This is a genomic window from Halorussus marinus (assembly GCF_004521895.1).
Classification (GTDB): domain Archaea; phylum Halobacteriota; class Halobacteria; order Halobacteriales; family Haladaptataceae; genus Halorussus; species Halorussus marinus.
The window spans coordinates 104,014-122,733 of sequence record NZ_SBIR01000004.1 but is presented as its reverse complement, the minus strand read 5'-3'; the positions used below and the strand labels follow the sequence as shown (position 1 = coordinate 122,733).

23 protein-coding genes are annotated in these 18,720 nt (G+C 69.6%); 10 read left to right on the top strand and 13 right to left on the bottom strand.

The window, feature by feature from the left end; all coding sequences use genetic code 11:
* The first annotated feature begins 28 nt into the window (after positions 1–28).
* Complete coding sequence (locus EPL04_RS06390; protein ID WP_134670502.1) at positions 29–412, top strand: methylated-DNA--[protein]-cysteine S-methyltransferase; 384 nt, start codon at positions 29–31, stop codon at positions 410–412.
* Between the two features lie 311 nt (positions 413–723).
* Here the strand turns inward: EPL04_RS06390 and paaE are convergent, their stop codons facing one another.
* From paaE to paaA, 5 genes are read right to left on the bottom strand one after another with little or no spacing between them, the layout of a single operon-like run.
* Positions 724–891 (bottom strand): 1,2-phenylacetyl-CoA epoxidase subunit PaaE, encoded by a 168-nt coding sequence (gene paaE / locus EPL04_RS18695; RefSeq protein WP_167599434.1) that lies wholly within the window; start codon positions 889–891, stop codon positions 724–726.
* 2 nt (positions 892–893) lie between these two features.
* The gene (paaD, locus tag EPL04_RS06385; RefSeq protein WP_134670501.1) at positions 894–1,313 is read right to left on the bottom strand and encodes a 1,2-phenylacetyl-CoA epoxidase subunit PaaD; all 420 of its coding nucleotides are present in this window, start codon (positions 1,311–1,313) and stop codon (positions 894–896) included.
* Positions 1,306–2,163, bottom strand: coding sequence for a 1,2-phenylacetyl-CoA epoxidase subunit PaaC (paaC, locus tag EPL04_RS06380; protein WP_134670500.1), 858 nt, complete (start codon positions 2,161–2,163; stop codon positions 1,306–1,308). The genes paaD and paaC overlap by 8 nt, the downstream gene beginning before the upstream one ends.
* On the bottom strand, positions 2,163–2,489 hold the full coding sequence (gene paaB, locus EPL04_RS06375) for a 1,2-phenylacetyl-CoA epoxidase subunit PaaB (RefSeq protein ID WP_134670499.1): 327 nt from the start codon (positions 2,487–2,489) through the stop codon (positions 2,163–2,165). Before paaB ends, paaC begins: the two co-directional genes overlap by 1 nt.
* A gap of 2 nt (positions 2,490–2,491) precedes the next feature.
* Complete coding sequence (gene paaA, locus EPL04_RS06370; protein ID WP_134670498.1) at positions 2,492–3,433, bottom strand: 1,2-phenylacetyl-CoA epoxidase subunit PaaA; 942 nt, start codon at positions 3,431–3,433, stop codon at positions 2,492–2,494.
* A 103-nt stretch (positions 3,434–3,536) separates the two neighbouring features.
* On the opposite strand from paaA, the gene EPL04_RS06365 reads away from it, so the two are divergent.
* From EPL04_RS06365 to EPL04_RS06350, 4 genes are read left to right on the top strand one after another with little or no spacing between them, the layout of a single operon-like run.
* Positions 3,537–4,175 carry a helix-turn-helix domain-containing protein gene (locus EPL04_RS06365; RefSeq protein ID WP_134670497.1) on the top strand — a complete coding sequence of 213 codons (639 nt, stop codon included), beginning with the start codon at positions 3,537–3,539 and terminating at the stop codon, positions 4,173–4,175.
* 46 nt (positions 4,176–4,221) lie between these two features.
* Positions 4,222–5,064, top strand: a complete 843-nt coding sequence (locus tag EPL04_RS06360; RefSeq protein ID WP_245154537.1) for a QueT transporter family protein — start codon at positions 4,222–4,224, stop codon at positions 5,062–5,064.
* Between the two features lie 50 nt (positions 5,065–5,114).
* Complete coding sequence (locus EPL04_RS06355) at positions 5,115–6,962, top strand: ABC transporter ATP-binding protein (RefSeq protein ID WP_134670496.1); 1,848 nt, start codon at positions 5,115–5,117, stop codon at positions 6,960–6,962.
* Positions 6,959–7,744: an energy-coupling factor transporter transmembrane component T family protein gene (locus EPL04_RS06350; RefSeq protein ID WP_134670495.1), complete on the top strand. Its 786-nt coding sequence runs from the start codon at positions 6,959–6,961 to the stop codon at positions 7,742–7,744. Before EPL04_RS06355 ends, EPL04_RS06350 begins: the two co-directional genes overlap by 4 nt.
* Here the strand turns inward: EPL04_RS06350 and EPL04_RS06345 are convergent.
* A complete protein-coding gene (locus EPL04_RS06345; protein WP_134670494.1) occupies positions 7,741–8,982 on the bottom strand; it encodes an adenosylhomocysteinase in 1,242 nt (413 codons plus the stop codon). The two genes, EPL04_RS06350 and EPL04_RS06345, sit on opposite strands and share 4 nt — an antisense overlap.
* Before the next feature lie 72 nt (positions 8,983–9,054).
* Positions 9,055–9,255 (bottom strand): hypothetical protein, encoded by a 201-nt coding sequence (locus EPL04_RS06340; protein WP_134670493.1) that lies wholly within the window; start codon positions 9,253–9,255, stop codon positions 9,055–9,057.
* Positions 9,256–9,351: 96 nt separating this feature from the next.
* On the opposite strand from EPL04_RS06340, the gene EPL04_RS06335 reads away from it, so the two are divergent.
* Positions 9,352–9,549 carry a hypothetical protein gene (locus EPL04_RS06335; protein WP_134670492.1) on the top strand — a complete coding sequence of 66 codons (198 nt, stop codon included), beginning with the start codon at positions 9,352–9,354 and terminating at the stop codon, positions 9,547–9,549.
* Positions 9,550–9,564: 15 nt separating this feature from the next.
* Here the strand turns inward: EPL04_RS06335 and EPL04_RS06330 are convergent, their stop codons facing one another.
* Positions 9,565–9,990 carry a PaaI family thioesterase gene (locus EPL04_RS06330; protein ID WP_134670491.1) on the bottom strand — a complete coding sequence of 142 codons (426 nt, stop codon included), beginning with the start codon at positions 9,988–9,990 and terminating at the stop codon, positions 9,565–9,567.
* 53 nt (positions 9,991–10,043) lie between these two features.
* On the opposite strand from EPL04_RS06330, the gene EPL04_RS06325 reads away from it, so the two are divergent.
* Positions 10,044–10,808 carry an enoyl-CoA hydratase/isomerase family protein gene (locus EPL04_RS06325; RefSeq protein WP_134670490.1) on the top strand — a complete coding sequence of 255 codons (765 nt, stop codon included), beginning with the start codon at positions 10,044–10,046 and terminating at the stop codon, positions 10,806–10,808.
* 19 nt (positions 10,809–10,827) lie between these two features.
* Here EPL04_RS06325 and EPL04_RS06320 read toward each other — a convergent pair whose 3' ends face one another.
* Positions 10,828–11,553: an SDR family NAD(P)-dependent oxidoreductase gene (locus EPL04_RS06320; RefSeq protein ID WP_134670489.1), complete on the bottom strand. Its 726-nt coding sequence runs from the start codon at positions 11,551–11,553 to the stop codon at positions 10,828–10,830.
* Positions 11,554–11,615: 62 nt separating this feature from the next.
* Complete coding sequence (locus EPL04_RS06315) at positions 11,616–12,086, bottom strand: halocyanin domain-containing protein (protein WP_134670488.1); 471 nt, start codon at positions 12,084–12,086, stop codon at positions 11,616–11,618.
* Positions 12,087–12,283: 197 nt separating this feature from the next.
* Between EPL04_RS06315 and EPL04_RS06310 the strand changes: the two genes are divergently transcribed.
* Entirely contained in the window at positions 12,284–12,601 is a 318-nt protein-coding gene (locus tag EPL04_RS06310; RefSeq protein WP_134670487.1) for a hypothetical protein, read from the top strand.
* A 7-nt stretch (positions 12,602–12,608) separates the two neighbouring features.
* A complete protein-coding gene (locus EPL04_RS06305; protein ID WP_134670486.1) occupies positions 12,609–13,964 on the top strand; it encodes a PQQ-dependent sugar dehydrogenase in 1,356 nt (451 codons plus the stop codon).
* 44 nt (positions 13,965–14,008) lie between these two features.
* Here the strand turns inward: EPL04_RS06305 and EPL04_RS06300 are convergent, their stop codons facing one another.
* On the bottom strand, positions 14,009–14,470 hold the full coding sequence (locus EPL04_RS06300; protein ID WP_134670485.1) for a MaoC/PaaZ C-terminal domain-containing protein: 462 nt from the start codon (positions 14,468–14,470) through the stop codon (positions 14,009–14,011).
* 40 nt (positions 14,471–14,510) lie between these two features.
* Positions 14,511–15,959 (bottom strand): PAS domain S-box protein, encoded by a 1,449-nt coding sequence (locus EPL04_RS06295; RefSeq protein ID WP_167599433.1) that lies wholly within the window; start codon positions 15,957–15,959, stop codon positions 14,511–14,513.
* A 198-nt stretch (positions 15,960–16,157) separates the two neighbouring features.
* On the opposite strand from EPL04_RS06295, the gene EPL04_RS06290 reads away from it, so the two are divergent.
* Positions 16,158–17,411, top strand: a complete 1,254-nt coding sequence (locus tag EPL04_RS06290; protein ID WP_134670483.1) for a hypothetical protein — start codon at positions 16,158–16,160, stop codon at positions 17,409–17,411.
* Positions 17,412–17,422: 11 nt separating this feature from the next.
* Here the strand turns inward: EPL04_RS06290 and paaK are convergent, their stop codons facing one another.
* Entirely contained in the window at positions 17,423–18,709 is a 1,287-nt protein-coding gene (gene paaK, locus EPL04_RS06285) for a phenylacetate--CoA ligase PaaK (protein ID WP_134670482.1), read from the bottom strand.
* Positions 18,710–18,720 lie beyond the last annotated feature (11 nt).

Sequence of the window (18,720 nt, the reverse complement as noted above, 5' to 3'; positions counted from 1 at the left end):
AAAGACCGCGCGCCCGGAGTTCCAGTCGATGCACGTCGAACTCTTGGGCGGCACGGTCGACGTCGACGCGGGGCTAATCGACGCCCCGGACGGAGAGATCCGCGAGCAGGTGGCCGCGTACGCCGCCGGCGACCGCCGGGAGTTCGACCTCCCGGTCGCGGTCCCCGACGACTTCACGGGCGACGTGATGGCGGCGATGGCCCCGATCCCGTACGGCGAGACCCGAACCTACGGCGACCTCGCGACCGAACTCGACACCGCGCCGGTCGCGGTCGGGCAGGCTTGTGGCCACAATCCCGTCCCGATCGTAGTCCCGTGTCACCGGGTGGTGAGCGCGGCGTCGCTGGGCGGGTACTCCGCGGCGGGCGGGGTCGAACTCAAGGCGCGACTGCTCGCGCTCGAAGCCCGTTAATCGGCGCCTCGTCGTCGGCGCTCGACTGTTCGGGATCGACGGTCGCTTCGGGCCGGAGTCCCTCGTCGTCGGGAGGGTCGCTCGCTGTGAGGACCGCGGTCGAGAAAATGACGGCCCGACCGACGCGCGCCGACGGCCAAAAAGGCTATGAGAGTGGTGGCACAGGGCTGAACTGCGGTGGCGCCCCACCGCCGGACGATGGCCTGTCGACCCCGCTCGCCGTCCGCGTCTCCTGCTCCCGGACGCGGGCGGTCGCCCTCCAGCCCTCTACGCCCCACCGTCTCGCTGGCCTCGGCCCGCGGTCCCGTCTCTCACTCGAACTTCTCGAACGGCTGTTCGCAGTCGTTACAGTAGTGCATCGACCGACAGAGCGACGGCCCCTTCGGGTGCTCGCGCTCGGTGTCGGTCGACCCACAGTAGGGACACTCCGCGCCGCCGTCCGTACCGGTCGTGTCGACGCTCGGATCGAGTCCTCGCATGGTCAGACGCTCAGTCCGAACTCCCGCAGGTCGTCTCGGCCGTCTTCGGTCACCAGTTCGACGGACCACTCGGGGCTCCAGACGAGGCGCAGGTCGACCGACTCGACGCCGTCGACGCCACGAACCGCCGCCTCGATCTCGCCGGTCAGCATGTCCCGGGCCGGACAGCCGGTGTAGGTCAGTGTCATGGTCACCGCCGCGTGTCCGTCCGTCACCTCGACGCCGTAGATCAGTCCGAGGTCGACGATCGACACCGGCATCTCCGGGTCCTCGACGCCGTAGAGGGCGTCCCACACGCGGGCGGCGACGCCCTCGGCGCCCTCGCCGGTCGCCGGGAGGTCGTCGGGATCGGGGCCGCCCGGCGAGTAGTCGGTGTGTGCACACGGGGTCGGTTCGCCGGCTGAGTCGGGGTCGCTACGCATCGGCCTCGTCGGGGTCGGGCATGATCTTGTGGGCCTCCTCGCGGCCCAGCTCGCGGTACGTGCGGGTCATCTCCTCGTGGAGCGCGTCCCAGTCGTCGGTGTGGTCGCCGTCCCGGCCGATCGTCGCGGGCCGGACCGCCTCGGGATTCTCGCGGACGCCCTCGGGCGGTTCGAGGCCGAGCGACCGGAGGAACGGGATCACGGTGTCGAACCACTGCTCGCGCATCGCCGCCAGCGACTCGGTCCGGAGCCCGAGGTCCTCGATGGTCTCCTCGTGGTCGCTTGGCTCCCAAAGCGCCAGCGCGTGCGGGAACAGTCGATCGACCGCCGCCTGCAGACGCTTCAGACTCGCCTCGTCGTCCGCGAGCCGCTCGAGCCAGTTTTGAGCGTGTTCGCGGTGGTACGCCTCCTCGCTCTGAATCTTGCCGACCCGGTCGGCGATCCGGGGGTACGAGGCGTCCGCGAGCGCTTCGAGCCGGAGCTGTTCGGCCACGTCGTAGAGATACGATCGGACGACGGCGTCGGCCCAGTCGCCGTCCTCGAAGGGGAGTTCGGCGAGCGACGCGTGCCGGAAGTCGGCGGGGTCGCGCTCGAAGATGAGGTCGGCCTCGTCGTACCCGAAGTCCCGGAGCAGATCGTACCACAGCCGGGCGTGGCCGAGCTCGTCCTGTGCGATGTTCGCCAGCGCGAGGTCGGATTCGAGGGTCGGGGCCCGCACCTGCCACTCGGTGTAGCGCTCGGCGAGCACGAGTTCGTCGTCGGCGAGCCGGTAGAGCAGGGCCTCGACGGCCGCCCGCTCGTCGTCGGCGAGCTCCGCGGGACCTCCGAGCCGGTCGCTTTCGGCGGCCATCAGTCGTCACCCCCGGCCGACGCCCGGTCGGCGTCTTCCTGTTCGCTCTCGGACTCGGCGACCTCCTCGGCGAAGGCGGCGTCCAGATCCTTGTACCCCATCACCCACCGGTAGGACTTGTCGGTCGTCCCGCCGAACGCGGCCTCCTCGGCGTCTACTTCGCCGATCTCGTCTTTCGGGACGACCCAGAGGCTGTTGGTCGGCTTCCGGCGACCGTGCTGGATCTGGGCGAACAGCTTGGCCATCTCGCGGTCGGGCGCGTGGACGTTCCCGCAGTGGGTGTGGTACTCGCCGGCGTCCTCCTGTCGGAACACTTCCCAGATCATGGTTAGTCGGCCGCCTGCGGGGCGGTGGTATCCTCGCCGTGCTCCCAGCTTTCGAGGCCCGATCGGACCCACTCGACGGCCTCCTGGGTGCGCGAGCGCTTGCCGATCTGTTCGTGACTCCCCGGCGCGTCGTTTTTCGCGATCGTGAAGAACTCCTCCCAGTCGAGGTCGTCTTCGACCACCTCGTAGGTGCCGTCGCCGTTGTCCCTGATCCGGGGCTCGTCGGGGATTTCGAGGCCGTACTTCCGGGCTTTGGGGACGTAGGCGTTGAGGAACGCGTTCCGGAGCTCGTCGTTGGTCATCGTCTTCAGCCCCACGTCGGCCGAGAAGTCGTGGTGGGTCGACTGGTCGTCGGTCGGACCGAAAAACTGGATGATCCGGGGCCACCACTGCTCGAAGGCGTCTTGGAGCATCTGCTGTTCTTTCTTCGAGCCGGTCGCGAGCTCGCGCATAACGTCCTCGCCGTGCTTGACGTGGAATCCCTCCTCGAAACACACCTTGTCCATCGCGTGGGCGTACGGCTCCCAGCTGGTGCGCTTGAGCGTCGCCTGCCGGCGCATCGCCGCCCCGTCGACGAAAAAGGCGATCATCGGCACCTCGGCCCAGCTCTCCATCGGGTAGTGAAAGCAGTTGAGGAACTTCCCCTCCCCGTTGGCGAGCTCATCGAGCATCTCCTCGCGGGACTTGATCCCGAGCGACTCGGCGGCCCGGTACAGCAACTGCCCGTGGCCGATCTCGTCCTGGACCTTCGCGGAGAACGCGAGCTTCCGGTCGAGGCTGGGCGCCTGCCGGATGAACGGCCGTTCTAAGTACGCCCCCATGATCTCGCTGTTGGCGTGGAACTGGATCATCCGGGTGGCGGCCTTCCGGTACTCCTCCGGGAGGTCGTCTTTCGGGCTGAATTCGCGCGGCCCGGCGCGCTCTTTGACGGTTTCGACGTCCATATACCCGAGACTAGTCACCGATTCGCATACCAATTGACCCGTCTATAGACTGGGTTTAAATATATCGGCGACGAACGACCGTTATGAATCCGGAGCCACCGCCGTGATCGAGGAGTGTCTGGTCGTGGAGTTCGGCGTCACGGGCGACGACTGCCCGCTCGCGGCGGCCTCCCGCGAGACGGGCGCCACCGTCGACGCCCGACCGCCCCAACTCCGGCGCGACGACAACGCGTTGCTCCGGTTCAGCGCGGGCGCGAAGGCGGGCGATCTTGCCGCGACTCTCGACGCCGACGACCGCATCCGATATCTCCACGTCTCGCGGGCCGACGGCCGGACCAACTTCCGGTGTCTCTCGAAACACCCCTGCGTCGTCCACGAGCTCACCGACGCGGGGTTCATGGCCGAGAACCTCCAGTACCGCGGCGGGGCCGAGCGCCACGTCGGCGCGGTCGTGGGCCGAGACGTGCTCGGCGGCGTCCTCGAAGCCGCCGCCGAGACCGTCGGCGTCACCCTCGAGCGACTGTTCCCGCTCGGGGGCGAGGACGACACGGCGGTCGCCCAGCGGTGGGATCTGACCCCCGCACAGGAGGCCGCGATCCGGGCCGCGCTCGCGGCGGGCTACTTCTCGGTGCCCCGGGGGGCGACCGCCACCGAGGTCGCGGCCGACCTCGGGATCAGCAAGTCGGCGTTCTTAGAGCGACTCCGCCGCGGACAGGCGTCGCTGTTCGAACAGGTCTTTTGACGCTACCGGTACGCTTTATATCATACCTCAGAGTGGTCCTGACGACATGCGAGAAACCATTACGATGTGGCGTGACACGCGAATGATAATGCTGGTCGCGGTCGTGGCGGCGCTGTTCGCGGCCGTGCTCATCCCGTTCAAGGCGCTGACGATCGTCCCGGGGGTCACCGAGATCAGGCCCGCGAACGCGATTCCGGTCGCGTTCGGGATCATGTTCGGTCCCGCCGGCGCGTGGGGCGTGGCGATCGGCAACCTCATCGGCGACATCTTCGGCGGCACGTTCGGTCCGGGGAGCGCGTTCGGCTTTGCCGGCAACTTCTTTTTCGCGCTCGTCAGCTACAAGCTCTGGGGCAACCTCGCCCCGCTGTCGTCGGGCGAAGAGCCCACCATGGACTCCGCACGACAGGTCGCTGAACTCTGGGTCATCGCCCTCGCGGGGGCCGCCGTCTGTGCGGCCATCATCGCGTGGGGGCTCGAAGTGCTTGGCCAGTTCCCGTTCTCGGTGCTCGGTCCGGTCATCGCGCTCAACAACTTCCTCGCGGCCGCGGTGCTTGGCCCGCCCCTCCTGTATCTCACCTACCCGCGCGTCAGGGAGATGGGACTACTGTACCCCGACGTGATGGACGCGCCCGCCCTGTCGGACGCCTCTTCCTCGCGGTCGACGCTCGCGGCGTTCGGGCTCGCGGCGGTCTCGATCGCGTGGCTGGCGATCGGCGTCGGCCTCAGCGTCGGCCTCGGCGGCGGCGCGTTCATCGGGAACACCGCCGAGACGTTCGGTCAGGGCGGCTCGACGCCACAGATCGCGCTCGGCGCGGTCGCGTTCGTCGCCCTGTTCGGACTGTCGGCGCTGTCGAAGAGCCGGCTCCCGGCGGCGCTGAGCGCCCGATAGCGGTCCCGGATTGCAAACCCTTACGGCCCTACTCTATGCACTCGACATCAATGACCGAAAGCGCCGAAACGGGCGGCGTCGCCGCCCGACTTCGGGACGTGTTGTTCTCTTACGATCGGGACGCCGACCTCGACGACGAGGGCTCGGACGACTCCGTCGACCCCGACTCGCGGGGCGGCGCGGTGTTGCGCGGGGTCGACCTCGACGTGCCCGCGGGCGAGGTGGTCGTCGTGATGGGCGCGAGCGGCGGCGGGAAGTCGACGTTGTTGCGCACGCTGAACGCGCTCATCCCCGGATTCCTCAACGGGGCGTTCGACGGCGACGTCGAGGTGCTCGGCCGGGACGCCACCGCGACCAAGACGAGCGACCTCGCCGAGCAGGTCGGGACCGTGATGCAGGACTACGAGGCCCAACTGTTCGGCACGAGCGTCGAGGCCGAGGTCGCGTTCGGCCCCGAGAACCTCGCGGTCCCGCCCGAGGAGATCGGGCCACGCATCGACCGCGCGCTCTCGCAGGCCGGGCTCGGGGACCTCGACCGCCGGCGCGAGCCTGCGGGGCTGTCGGGCGGCCAGAAACAGCGGCTGGTGTTCGCGAGCGTGCTCGCGATGCGACCCGAACTGCTGGTGCTCGACGAGCCGACCAGCGACCTCGACCCGCTCGGCGCCCGCAACGTCGTCGAGATCGTCCGCTCGCTGGCCGACGCCAGCGACGGGCCCGAGACGATCGTGCTCGTCACCCACGAGATCGAGGAGGCGTTGCTGGCCGACAGCGCCGTCCTGCTCAAGGACGGCCGGGTGTTCCGGCAGGGCCCGACCGAGTCGGTGTTCACCGACGTCGCGGCGCTCCGGGAGAGCCGGGTCGAGCTCCCGCCGGTCGTCGACGCGTTCGACCGGCTCGGCTGGGACCGCGAGCAGTTGCCCGTGACGGTGGCGGAGGCGGCCGACCGCGTCGAACAGAGCGACCTGACGTGGGAGCCGCCCGAACCGACCGCGCCGGCGCCCGCGGGCTCGGGCGGCGACCCCGGCGAGGTCCGGTTCGCGGTCGAGGGCGCCCGGTACAGCTACGACACCGACAGGGGCCCGGTCACCGCCGTCGACGGCGTCGACCTCGAAATCCGAGCCGGCGAGGTCGTCGCGATCGTCGGGCACAACGGCAGCGGCAAGACCACGCTCGCCAAGCAACTCAACGGGCTGTTCGATCCCGACGACGGGCGGGTGTCGTGGCGGGGTCGGGACGTTCGGGAGTACGACGCGGGCGAGATCGGCCGCGAGGTCGGCTTCGTGTTCCAGAACCCCGACCACCAGATCTTCGAGGACACCGTCCGCGACGAGGTGGCGTTCGGGCCGAAGAACTTCGGCATCGAGGGCGAGGAGCTAGACGCCCGGGTCGCCGACGCGATCGAGACCGTCGACCTCGGGTCGCTGGCCGACGCCGACCCGTTCGCCCTCTCGAAGGGCCAGCGCCAGCGCGTGGCGCTCGCGAGCATCCTCGCGACTCGGCCGTCCGCCATCGTCTTCGACGAGCCGACGACCGGCCTCGACGCCGAACAGCAGGTGGCGTTCATGGACCTCGTCGCCCGGCTCAACCGCGAGGAGGGGCTGACCGTGGTGATGGTCACCCACGATATGGGGTCGGTGGCCCGGTACGCGCCCCGGACGGTGGTCATGGCCGACGGCCGGAAAGTGGCCGACCGATCGACGCGCGAGCTGTTCGCGGACCCCGAGGCGCTCGATCGCTGGCAACTCGACGCCCCCCAGCCGGTCGCGCTCTCGAACGAGCTGGCGGCCCGCGCGGGCCGCGAGGACGCCCTGCCCGCGCTCACGGTCGAGGAGGTGGTCGCGGGTCTCGGGGGCGAGCCGGCCGCCGACGACCCGGTCCGGGGAGGGGTGAACCGATGAGCGCCGCGCCGACGCTGTACGTCGACCGGGACACGTTCGTCCACCGGCTCGATCCCCGAGCGAAGCTGGCGATGGTCCTCGCGCTGTTCGTCGCCGCGTACATGTTCGAACACCCGCTGGCGGTGGCGACGCCGCTGGCGGTCGCGCTCGGCGTGCTCGCGCTGACCGGCGGGCTCCGAAAGCTCGGCCGGATCAAGGTCGTCATCACCGCGCTGTTCCTCGCGGGCTTTCTCGTCTGGCCCGCCTACGCGCCGGCGCGCGGTCCGGTGGTGGTGTCGACGCCGGTGTTCGACCTGACCGAGTACGAGTTGCTGTTCGCGCTTGGCCGGAGCGAGCGCATCGTGGCGTTCATCGTCAGCGGCTTCGCGTTCATCACCACCACCTCGAACGAGGAGATCGTCTCGGGGCTCCGGGGCCTCGGCGTGCCCTACGCCTTCTGCTTCGCGCTCGGGACCGCCCTCCGGCTGTTCCCGACGTTCCTCGGCGCGACCGGGACGGTCAAGCAGGCCCAGGAGGCCCGCGGACTCGACCTCTCGGCGGGCGGGCCGCTCCAGCGGATGCGCAACTACATCCCCCTGCTGATCCCGGTGTTGATGACGGCGGTCAGAAACGTCAACTCCCAGTCGATGGCGCTGGAGGCTCGCGGGTTCGACACCGACCGCGAGCGGACCTTCTACGACCGCCGGACGTTCCGGGCCGCCGACTGGGGTGTGACCGCGCTGGCGGTCGGGGTCGTCGTCGGCGTGATCGGGCTGTGGTGGCTCGGCGTCGGCCAGCTCTAGAAACTGCTGTCGGCGTGCTCCCAGTCGTCGTAGTACGCCCGCTGGCTGTCGGTGAGTTCGTCGATCGAGACGTCGAGGGTCTCTAGCTTCCGGTCGGCGACCGCGCGGTCGAGCCGGTCCGGGATGGCGTACACGCCCGCCGAGAGCCGGTCGTCGCCGGTCAGCATGTCGCGGGCGGCCACGAACATCATTGCGAACGTCGTGTCCATCACCTCGGCGGGGTGGCCCTGACTGTACGGTCCGGTGAGGTTCACCAGTCGCCCGTCGGCAAGCAGGTCGAGGCGTCGACCGTCTGGGAGGTGGTATCTGGTGACGCCTTCCTTCGGGTCCGAGACGTCCTCGGCCATGGCTTCGAGGTCCTCGACGACGATCTCGACGTCGAAGTGGCCGGAGTTGGCGAGCATCGCGCCGTCGGCCATCTTCTCGAAGTGCTCGCGGCGCAACACGTCCCGGTTGCCGGTCGTCGTGACGAACAGGTCGCCCTCCTCGGCGGCCTCGTCCATGCTCATCACGCGGTGGCCGTCCATGTGGGCCTCCAGCGCCTTCCGGGAGTCGATCTCGGTCACGACCGTCTGGGCGCCCATGCCCCGGGCCTTCCGGGCGACGCCCCGCCCGCAGTAGCCGTAGCCGGCGACCACCACGGTCTTGCCCGAGATGATGCTGTTGGTCGAGATGGCGATGTTCGTGAGCGACGACTCGCCGGTCCCGTGGACGTTGTCGAAGAAGTGCTTCATCGGCGTGTCGTTGACGCTGTACACCGGGAACTCGAGCACGCCCTCCTCGTCCATCGCTTCGAGCCGGGTGACCCCGGCGGTGGTCTGCTCGCCCCCGCCGAGGACGCCGGCGGCGACCTCGGGGTGGTCGGCGTGGACCTTGGCGATCAGCTCACACCCGTCGTCGAGGATGAAGTCGGGTTCGCGTTCGAGCAGGTCGTGCTGGGCGGCGTCGAACGCCTCGTCGGACATCCCCTCCTCGGCGAAGGCGGTGATGCCCTCGACCGCGTCGAGGGCGTTCACGACGTCGCCGTGGGTGCTCTGGGGCTCGCTCGGCGCGAACAGCACCTCCGCGCCGGCGGCGTGGAGCGTCTCGATGAGCACGCCGGTCTTCGCTTCCAGATGGGAGGCGACCGCGACGGTGTAGCCGTCGAACGGCCGGGTCTCGCCGTACTCCTCGGCGAACGAACGCAGGATCGGTGTGTGATCGCGGGCCCACGCGAGCGGGTCGTCGGGGTCTGGCATGCCCGGAGGGTCTCGGCGCGGGCGGATAAACGTTCAGAACGCGGTAACGGGTCGGGATTCGGAGCGCGCCGACTACTCGGCGTCGGCGTCGTCCGGACCGCGATAGTTCGCCAGCGCGGCCCAGCCGAGTACCCCGGCAGGGAGACCGACCAGTACCACCGAGGCAAGCACGCGCGCGCCGCCGAGGGCGACGAGTACGCCAGCGAGCAGGGCGGCGATGGTCGCCAGCAGTACGACGACGGCGTCGAGTCGCCGTCGGAGGGCGTCGTCCATACGGGGATCGTGTCCCCTCACCGACAAGTAAGTGCCGGACGCTCGCGGCGGCGCCGAACCGAACCGGACTTACGATCGGCGTCTGACACGAGGGGTATGGCCGACACGGAACTCCGCCGCCGGCTCGCCTACGTCCACCAGACGCTCGAACTGATCGCTTTCCTGCTCGCGGTCGCCGTCGCCCAGACGAACGCGATCGGCCTCCTCGCGGGCGTCGGTGCCGTGGTCCTGCTGGCGGTGAACGTCGCCACTCGGACCTTCGGAGCGTCGGACGACGAACCGACCGCCGAATAGCGGTCGCCCCGCCGGCTACCCCGTCTTGTAGACGCCCCGGGCCTCGGCGACCGGCGTCCCGACGGCTTCGGCGTCTCCACGAGGCTCCTCCGAAGCCTTTCGGTCCTCGGCGTACACCTCCACGTCGACCGCGCCCACGTCGCTCCCACACCGGACCACCTCGGCCTCCGCGCGCAGGTCGCCGGTCCCGGCTTCGAGGTAGTCGATCCGCATGTCGATGGTGGGCACCGGCCGGTCGACGAGCGAGACCAGCGCCGCGCCGCCGACGGTGTCCGCGAGCGTGAACGTGACCCCGCCGTGGGCCATCTGGCGGTCGGCGTTCCACGACAGCTCCTCGCGCATCTCGACGCGACCCTCGGCGCGACCGTCCCCGACCTCCGTCACCTCGACGCCGAGCAAGTCGGCGAACGGCATCTCCTCGAAGAAGGCTTCGACGTCCATACATCGGGTCCGACCGGCGAGCAATTAAACGTGTGGCCTCCCACGTCGAAGCTATGGACGTCACCGACGACGACGGCGTACGCACCGTCACGTTCGACCGTCCCGAAGTGATGAACGCGTTCACCACCGAGACGGCCGCGCAACTGGCCGACGCGCTCGCCGATCTCGACCCCGACGACCACGACGCGGTCGTGCTCACCGGCGAGGGCCCGGCGTTCAGCGCCGGCGGCGACGTCGAGTCGATGGCCGAGCGCGAGGAGAGCCCCGAGGCCGCCTACGAGCGCATCGGCGAGACGTTCGGCCGCGTGGTCGAGGAGGCGATGTCCTCGCGGGTCCCGATCGTCGCCAAGGTGAACGGCGACGCCGTCGGCGCCGGCCTCGCCATCGCCGCGGTCGCGGACTTCGCCTACGCGGTCGAGTCGGCGACGTTCAGTTGCGCGTTCGTCCGGGTCGGGCTGATCCCCGACACCGGCGGTACCTTCCTGCTCCCGGAACTCGTCGGGCTCCGAACCGCGAAGCGACTCGCGTTCACCGGCGAGTTCTTCGACGCCGAGGAGGCGGCCCAACTGGGGCTGATCAACGAGGCGGTCGCCGACGACGCGCTCAACGACGCCGTCGACGACCTGCTCGATACCCTTCGAGCGCGCCCGACGCGGACGATCGGGCTCGCCAAGCGCGCCATCCACCGGAACCTCGGGAAGGGATGGAGCGACGCGCTCGACTACGAGAACGTCGTCCAGTCTCAGGCCTACGAGACGGCCGAACACGAAGAGGGCGTCGCGGCGTTCCTCGACGGCCGGGAGCCCGAGTTCGAGTAGTCTCCTTTTCGGCCGTTCGTCAGGCGAACAGCCGCCGGAAGGCGGCGTCCGGAAGCAGTTTCAGGAGCCACGCGACCGCGTACCACCGCCGGGGGACGTACGCGCGGCGAGGGGCCCGCCGGATCGCCCGGTGGACGCCGCGGGCCGCACGCTCGGGCGAGACCTCCCAGAACCGGCTCCCGCCGGTCGCCATCTCGGTGTCGACGTAGCCCGGCCGGACGTCGGTCACGGTCACGTCGGCGTCGAGGCGCTGGGCGCGGTACCGGAGCCCGTCGAGGTACCGCGAGACCCACGCCTTCGAGGCGCTGTACCCCGGCGCGACCCCGTTTCCGAACAGCGCCGCGACCGACGAGACGCCGACGAGGTGGCCCTCGCCGCGTCGCTCGAAGTGGTCCAGCGCGACGTTCGCCCCCGCGGCGAACCCCCGGACGTTCACGTCGATGGTGCGGCGTTCGGGCTCCCAGTCGAGGGCCTCGTTGCCGTCGCCGACGCCGGCGTTGAGGACGACCACGTCGACGGCCCCCATCGCCTCGATCAGCCGGCCGAGCCGGTCTCTGGCGTCGTCGGGGTCCGAGAGGTCCACCTTCGCGACCGAGGTCTTCGTCGGGAGCCGTTCGCCGAGGGACTTCAGCCGGTCGAGCCGGCGGGCGGCAAGCCCCGTCTCGTAGCCGGCGTCCGCGAGTTCGCGGGCGAGCGCGGCGCCGATTCCCGACGAGGCGCCGACGATGAGTGCGCGTTCGGTCATGGCGGGAGCGTGGGGCGCCAGTGACTTCTACCGTTCGGAGCGCGCCGCGGCGACCGCCGAGGCTACTCGACGACGACGACGGCTCCTTTCATCCCCATCCGTTCGTGGGGGCGACAGTAGTATCTGTACACTCCTTTCCGATCGAACTTGCGTTCGAACGTTTCGCCCTCGGACTGGAGCGTCTCGCTCTCGAAGCTGTCGTCGGCGGCGACGACGTTGTGCATGCTCCCCTTCCCGGTCCACGTCCAGCGCACCGTCGTCCCCCGAGAAACCGACACCGCCGCCGGGGCGAACGCGAAGTGGCCCTCGTTGCCCGGCGCGCCGACCGTGACCTCGACGGCGTCGGCCCCCGTTTCGTCGGCGACGCCGTCGTAGTTCGACACGTCGTCGAACCACCCGTCGAACTCGACGGACGTGGCGTCGGTCCCGTCGCCGCTCGCCGTACAGCCCGCGAGGCCGGCGACCGACAGTCCAGCCGCCGCTTCGAGTACTACCCGCCGGTCGACGAGGGCGGGCTCGGAGTGGTTCGACATCGACCGAGTGCTATCGCGCGACGGACCTAAAGTATATTCTCCGTGCCGTTCGGCGGCGCTGGCTCAGTCGGCGCTTACGGCCGATCTGTCCGCGCCACAAACGACCGCAGTTACCGCCTAACCGGCCGTACCCGTCGTCTACCTGCAGAAAACTCAAGTCGACGAATACCATTCTGGGTACACATAGATCTCCAGAAATGATTTCGCCACGACAACTACGCGGGACGGTCGCTACCGACCGGCGCGTCTGGGTGGTGGCGCTCGGACTGGTGGCCTGGGCCGCGCTCGGTCGCCTCACCGGTTCGGCCCTCCTCACGGAACCGGTGATCCCGCTCGTGTACGCGTACCTCCTCGTCGCCGGCGGGGCCGTCCGACACGCCCCCGGATCGTACGGGTTCTGGGCCGGCTTCGCCGTCTTCTGCTTCTGTATCGCCGTCGTCGTCGTCCGCCTGTTCGACCGGCTCCGGGCGCGAGTCGCGACCGGCGGCGAGTCGCCCCGGCGGGAGGGAGAGTGAGCCGACGATGAACCGCCGACAGTTCCTCGCCGTGGCCGCCACGACCGCGACGACCGCGACGGCGGGCTGTGTCGGCTCGGGACCGACCGACGGCGACCTCAGCCCGCTCGGGTCCGAACGCTCGATCGCGCTGGAGTCGGTCGCCGAGGGGTTCCGCGAGCCAGTGGCGTTCCAGACCGCTCGCGGTGACCGGCTCCGCTACGTCGCCGACAAGTACGGCCGAATCGCCGTCCACGACGAGTCGGGGGTCCGCGAGACGCCGTTCCTCGACGTCTCCGACCAGTTGGCCGAGCTCTCGACGTGGGAACAGGGACTGCTCGGGTTCGAACTTCACCCGGAGTTCGAAACCTCTCGCAAGTGTTACGTCCGCTACAGCGCGCCGCGCCGCGAGGGAACGCCCGCCGGGTTCAGTTACACCTTCGTGCTCTCGGAGTTCCGGGCGCGCCCGGACCTCCGGACCGTCGATCCCGACTCGGAGCGGACGCTCCTCGAAATCCCCGAACAGGGACCGAACCACAACTCCGGGGCGATCGTCTTCGGACCGGACGGATACCTGTACGTCGGCGTCGGCGACGGCCACTCTCGGGGCGGCGACCGCGGGACCGGCCACGCCGAGGACTGGTACTGGCTCAACGCGGGCGGGAACGGGCAGGACGTCACCGAGAACCTCCGCGGGAGCGTCCTCCGGCTCGACGTCGACGACCGGGCGAACGGGAAGCCGTACGCGATTCCGGACGACAATCCGCTGGTCGGTGAGGACGGCCTCGACGAACAGTACGCGTGGGGATTCCGGAACCCGTATCGGATGTCGTTCTCGGGCGAGGATCTCTACGTCGGCGACGTCGGGAAGGCGCACGTCGAGGAGGTAAACAGGGTCGAGAAGGGCGGCAACTACGGCTGGAACGTCCGCGAGGGGACGCGGTGTCACGCCAACCGATACGCCCTCGCGGCGGTGGCGAAGCTCCCGTGGTTCGACCAGACTTACCCGGTCTGCCCGGACGAGACGCCCGACGGCGACCCGCTGATCGATCCCGTGGTCGCGTATCCCCACGATCGGGACGGCGAGCCGTTCGGCCGCGCGGTGGTCGCGGGCTACCGCTACGAGAACGAGACGGTGCCCGCGATACGGGACGAGTACGTCTTCGGCGATCTGAGCGGGATCGGCTCGGGGCTCTACGCCGCGACGCCGACCGAGGAGGGCCGCTGGCCGATGCGGAGCCTCGACGTGGTCTCGGGTCCCGAGATGGCGAACCGCTTCGTCCTGTCGTTCGGACGGGACGCCGCGGGTGAACTCTACGTTCTCACCACGCAGTTCGCGGAGGGGACCGGCGCGGTCCATCGGATCGTCACGCCGGAGTCGTAGCGCCGCGAGCGATCACGACGCGTGCCAACCGGACGGAAGCCGACTCACTCCTCGCGTTTGACGAGGAACTTCATGTCGCCCTCGAACACCACGGTGTCGTCTTGGTTCGTCATCGTGGTGTCGATGACGACCAGTCCGGCGTCGTCGCGAGTGCTCAGTTCCTTCGTCTCGGTGACCTCCATGTCGAGGCTGATGGTGTCGTCCATGTAGACGGGGTTCGGGATGTCCATGTAGTTCATCCCGAGGAACGCGAGGACCGTGCGTTCGAGGATCCCGGTCCGGTAGACGAACCCGGTCGCGAGCACGAACGTCATCGGGCCGTGGGCCACCCGCTCGCCGAAGTGGCCCTCCTCGGCGTACTCCTTGTTGGTGTGGAGTTCGGTCCAGTCGCCCGCGAACGCCGAGTGCATCACGAAGTCGTACTCGGTGACCGTTCGCCCGACGCTCTCGAAGGTCTGGCCCGCCTCGAAGTCCTCGAAGTGGTGGGGTCGATAGCTGTACGCCATACCGTCGCGTTCTCCGGTCGGCGATAAAATATTATGGTGTTTAATCGGTGACGCGCCGGGTCGGGGCCACCCGCTCGAACTCGAAGCGCGCGCCGCCGTCGGCGCTCTCGGTGACCGAACACCGCCACCCGTAGACGTCGGCCATCTCCTGGACGAAGGTCAGTCCGAGCCCCATCCCGCCCCGGTCGGCCGCCGACGTGTACCCCGTCTCGAAGACGGTCTCTCGCTCCGCCGGCCCGATGCCCACCCCGTCGTCGGCCACGTAGAACCCGTCGGGGAGATCGCCGACCGTGACGGTGACGCCGTCGCCGCCGTGTTCGATCGCGTTCTCGAAGAGGTTCCGGAACAGGTGGCGGGTGTAGGTGTCGTCGGCCTCGATGCTCGCGTCCGTCTCGACCGTCAGGGTCGCCTCCGATGCGTTCAGATCTGTCCACGCCTCACGGGCCACGTCGTCGAGTCGGACCGTCGAGGGCTCCGAGACCGCCTCCCCGCCCCGGGTCACGAGCAACATGATGTCGATCATGTCCTCGATCCGATCGAACGCTTCGGTGACGTACTCGACCGCCTCGGGGTCGGTCGCCGAATCGAGCTGGCGGCTGTATATCTGGCCGATGTTGACGGGGTTTCGGAGTTCGTGTGCGAGCAGGCTGGCGAAACTGTCGAGGCGCTCGTTCTGGCGCTCCAGTCGGCGCTCGCGCTCGTTACGTTCGGTCACGTCTCGGACGATTACCGCCCGGTCGGGGTCGCCGCCGTCGGGGCGGGCGAGCGGCGCGACGCTCCACTCGGCCGTGATCGTCTCCCCGGTGGCTGTCTGGAGCGCCGTCTCGTAGGTGCTCGGGGTGGCCGAGTCGGGCGTCAAATTGCGCTCGACCTCCTCGATGATGTCGTCTGCGCGTTCGGTCTCGTTGGCGACGAGGGAGGTGTGTGCCCCCAGAAGCTCCTCGCGGTCGTAGCCGACCAGTTCGGTGTAGGCGTCGTTGACCAGCCTGAAGCGGTTGTCGGCGTCGGCGACGAAGATGCCGTCGTCGACCGCTTCGACGATCGTGCGGTAGCGTTCGAGCTGGCGGCTGTACTCCTCGGCGTCGACGGCCCGCGTCCGGCCCTGCCCGTCGTGGTACCCCATCCCGAGACCCGCGACGCTGGCGAGCGACGAGAGGATCAGGAAGTTCCCGAGGGGATCGGTGAGCGAGGAGACCGCCGCGATCAGGAGGAGAACGCCGACGATGACGCCGACGGCCCGGAGACACCAGACCGCGACGACGTGGTAGAGGTCGGGTCGGATGTCCGACTCCGGGAGCCGATACCCTCCGTACAAGAGCACGATCCCGCTCAGGCCGACGAGCAGCGAGACGACCTGCAGTTCGTCGGCTGATCGACCGGCCTCCGACACGACCGGGAAGCCGACCGCGACCGCGACGTAGAGTCCGCCGAGCCCCAGAACGAAGCGCCGTCCCCCGACGGCCTCGACCCCCCGCGACAGGTACCCCATTACCCGCATATTAGCCAGTCGGTGGTGATGACGATTGTGGTCCTCTGAACTGTCACGTACGGGGTGGGTTCGCTCCCGTCGAGTCCCGACGCCCCGGGCTCGGGCGGATCGCGTTCGTCCCGGTCGCCTCGCGCCGCGCTGACCGCCTTTCCTTTTCAATTCCAATGAATTTTTGAACCAGTGGTCTCATGCACGCGTATGAAGCGCCGTCCGTTCCTCCGGACCGTCGCCGGCGCGCTGGGGACCGGCGGGTGTGTGGGTCGGGCCGAGACGCCCCCGAGCGCTGTCGAGGCGACCGCCGATACGACTCCCCCCGACGGGTCGCTCGCCGTCGACCGCGTCGCGGCGTACGATCGGGCCGTGCGGCTCAACGATCTCGGCGAGGACCCCGACGGCGAGGTCGCGGAGTTCTCCGGGCTCGGAGACCGCGAGCGAGCGGTCGTCGACGCCGCCCTCGCCGGCGGCTACGAGACCGACGACCCGCCGACGTGGCTGGTGAAGTTCGCGAGCGGGACCGCCGTCGTCGAGCGCGAGGGGACCTACTACCGACTCGAACACACCCTCCCGACGACCGCGATCTCCGGGGAGGCCGTCGCGGCCTCGACCGTCGACGGCGAGATCGCGGACCACCAGACCTACGAGGACGCGGTCACCCACGACGGCCGGATCGCGACCGGGCTGGTCCGACTCGCCCGGCGCGAGGGCGTCGAACTCACCTACGTCTGGCCCGGCCTCCGACGATTCTTGCGGGAGTACGACGCGGTCGAGTACCGGGGGACGGTGACGGCGTTGTCGGTGGAGGTCGACGACGGGGGCCCGCCCTACCGGCTCTCGGCCGGCGAGGCCTCGGTCTCCGCGGCGGTCGACGCCCCGGTGTGGAACGCCGCCACCGCCGATCCGGCGGTCCGCGAACTCCTCGGGCGCGCGGCGGCGACCCGGGGCGCGTACGGCGTCGACGCCGCGCCCGACCGGTTCTTCGAGCGCGTCGCCGCCCACTCGTACGTCTACCTCGACGGCACGTTCTACGCGGCTTCCGTCGAGCGACGCGAGTCGACGTCGGTCTCGGTCGACGCCTCGGTCGCGGACGGAATCGTCCGGCTCTCGCTTCGCAACGTCGCCGATCGAGAGCTCTCGGTGACCGGCCCCGTCCCGGCGCCGTTCGGCGTCCTCGACTGCCACCCGGTCGACGATCCCGACGACCGGCGACTGCTCTGGAGCGACGCCTACGCCGCGAGCGACCACGTCCGAACCGACGGCCGGTCCGTCGAGCGGGTCGCGGACGTCGAGGTCACCTCGTCGGTCGCGCCCGGCGAGCGGGTAGAAGCGAGCTACGGGGTTCGCCCCGAGGCGCTCGCGAGCGGTCGATACGCCGTCGAGAGCTCGGTCGGCGTCGAGCGCGACGGCGAGCGGTCGGTCCCGGTTCGGTACCGCGTCGAGTTCACGGTCCGGTAGCTCGGCCGGGGTCAGCGGTGGTCGTACACGCGCTTTACCTTCCCGACCTCGGTGCGCTCGATAGAGCCCGGCTCGACGACCTCGACCGCGTCCGGCTCGATTTCGAGCACGTCCCGAAGCGCCGACTCGATCCGGTCTCTGAGCTGGTCGGGCGTCCCCCTGAACGCCTCGTGGTGTTCGACGGTGATCTCCATCCGGTCGAGGCTGTCCTCCCGGTAGAGGTCGATCCGGTAGTGGGGCGCGACGTCGCCGAGATCGAGCACGACGTCCTCGATCTGGCTCGGGTAGACGTTGACGCCCCGGACGATTAGCAGGTCGTCGGTCCGGCCGGTGACGTTGTCCATCCGGACCGCCGTGCGGCCACACGCACACCGCTCGTAGGTCAGCGAGGTGATGTCGCCGGTCCGGTACCGGATCGCCGGCAGGGCCTCCTTGGTGAGGGTGGTGAGCACGAGTTCGCCCGACTCGCCCTCGGGCAGGACCTCGCCGGTCTCGGGGTCGACGACTTCGGGATAGAAGTGGTCTTCCCAGACGTGGAGCCCGTCTTGGGCCTCCTCGCACTCGATCGAGACGCCCGGGCCGATGATCTCCGAGAGGCCGTACACGTCGAGTGCACTCACGCCCAGCGCGCGCTCGATCTCCTCGCGCATCGGATCGGTGAACGGCTCGGCGCCGATGATCACCCGCGAGAGCGGGAGCTCCCGGACGTCCATCATCCGATCCTCGGCGGCCTCCGCGAGGTAGAGGCAGTACGACGGCGTGCACGCGAGGGCGTCACTATCGAGGTCCCGGAGCATGTCGAGCTGGCGGGCGGTGTTGCCGCCGCCGGTCGGGATGACGGTCGCGCCGAGCTCCTCGACGCCGTCGTGGAAGCCGAGCCCGCCGGTAAACAGGCCGTAGCCGTACGCGTTCTGGACCGTCTCGCCCGGCCGGACGCCCGCGGCGTGGAGCGACCGCGCCATCACCTCCCTCCAGACGCCGAGGTCGTCGTCGGTGTACGCGACGATTTTGGGCTTGCCGGTGGTGCCCGAAGAGGCGTGAATCCGCCGGACGTCGTCGTGGTCGACGGCGAACAGCCCGTCCGGGTACTCGTCGCGGAAGTCGGTCTTGGTCGTGAACGGGAGCTCCGGGACGTCCTCGACGCCCTCGATGTCGCCCGGATCGACGCCCGCCTCGTCGAGCGCCTCGCGGTAGAAATCGACGTTCTCGTAGGCGTTCGCGACGGTCTCGGCCAGCCGTTCGCTTTGGAGGGCCCGGAGCTCCTCGCGGGGCGCCGACTCGATGTCACTGTAAACCATGACAGACAACA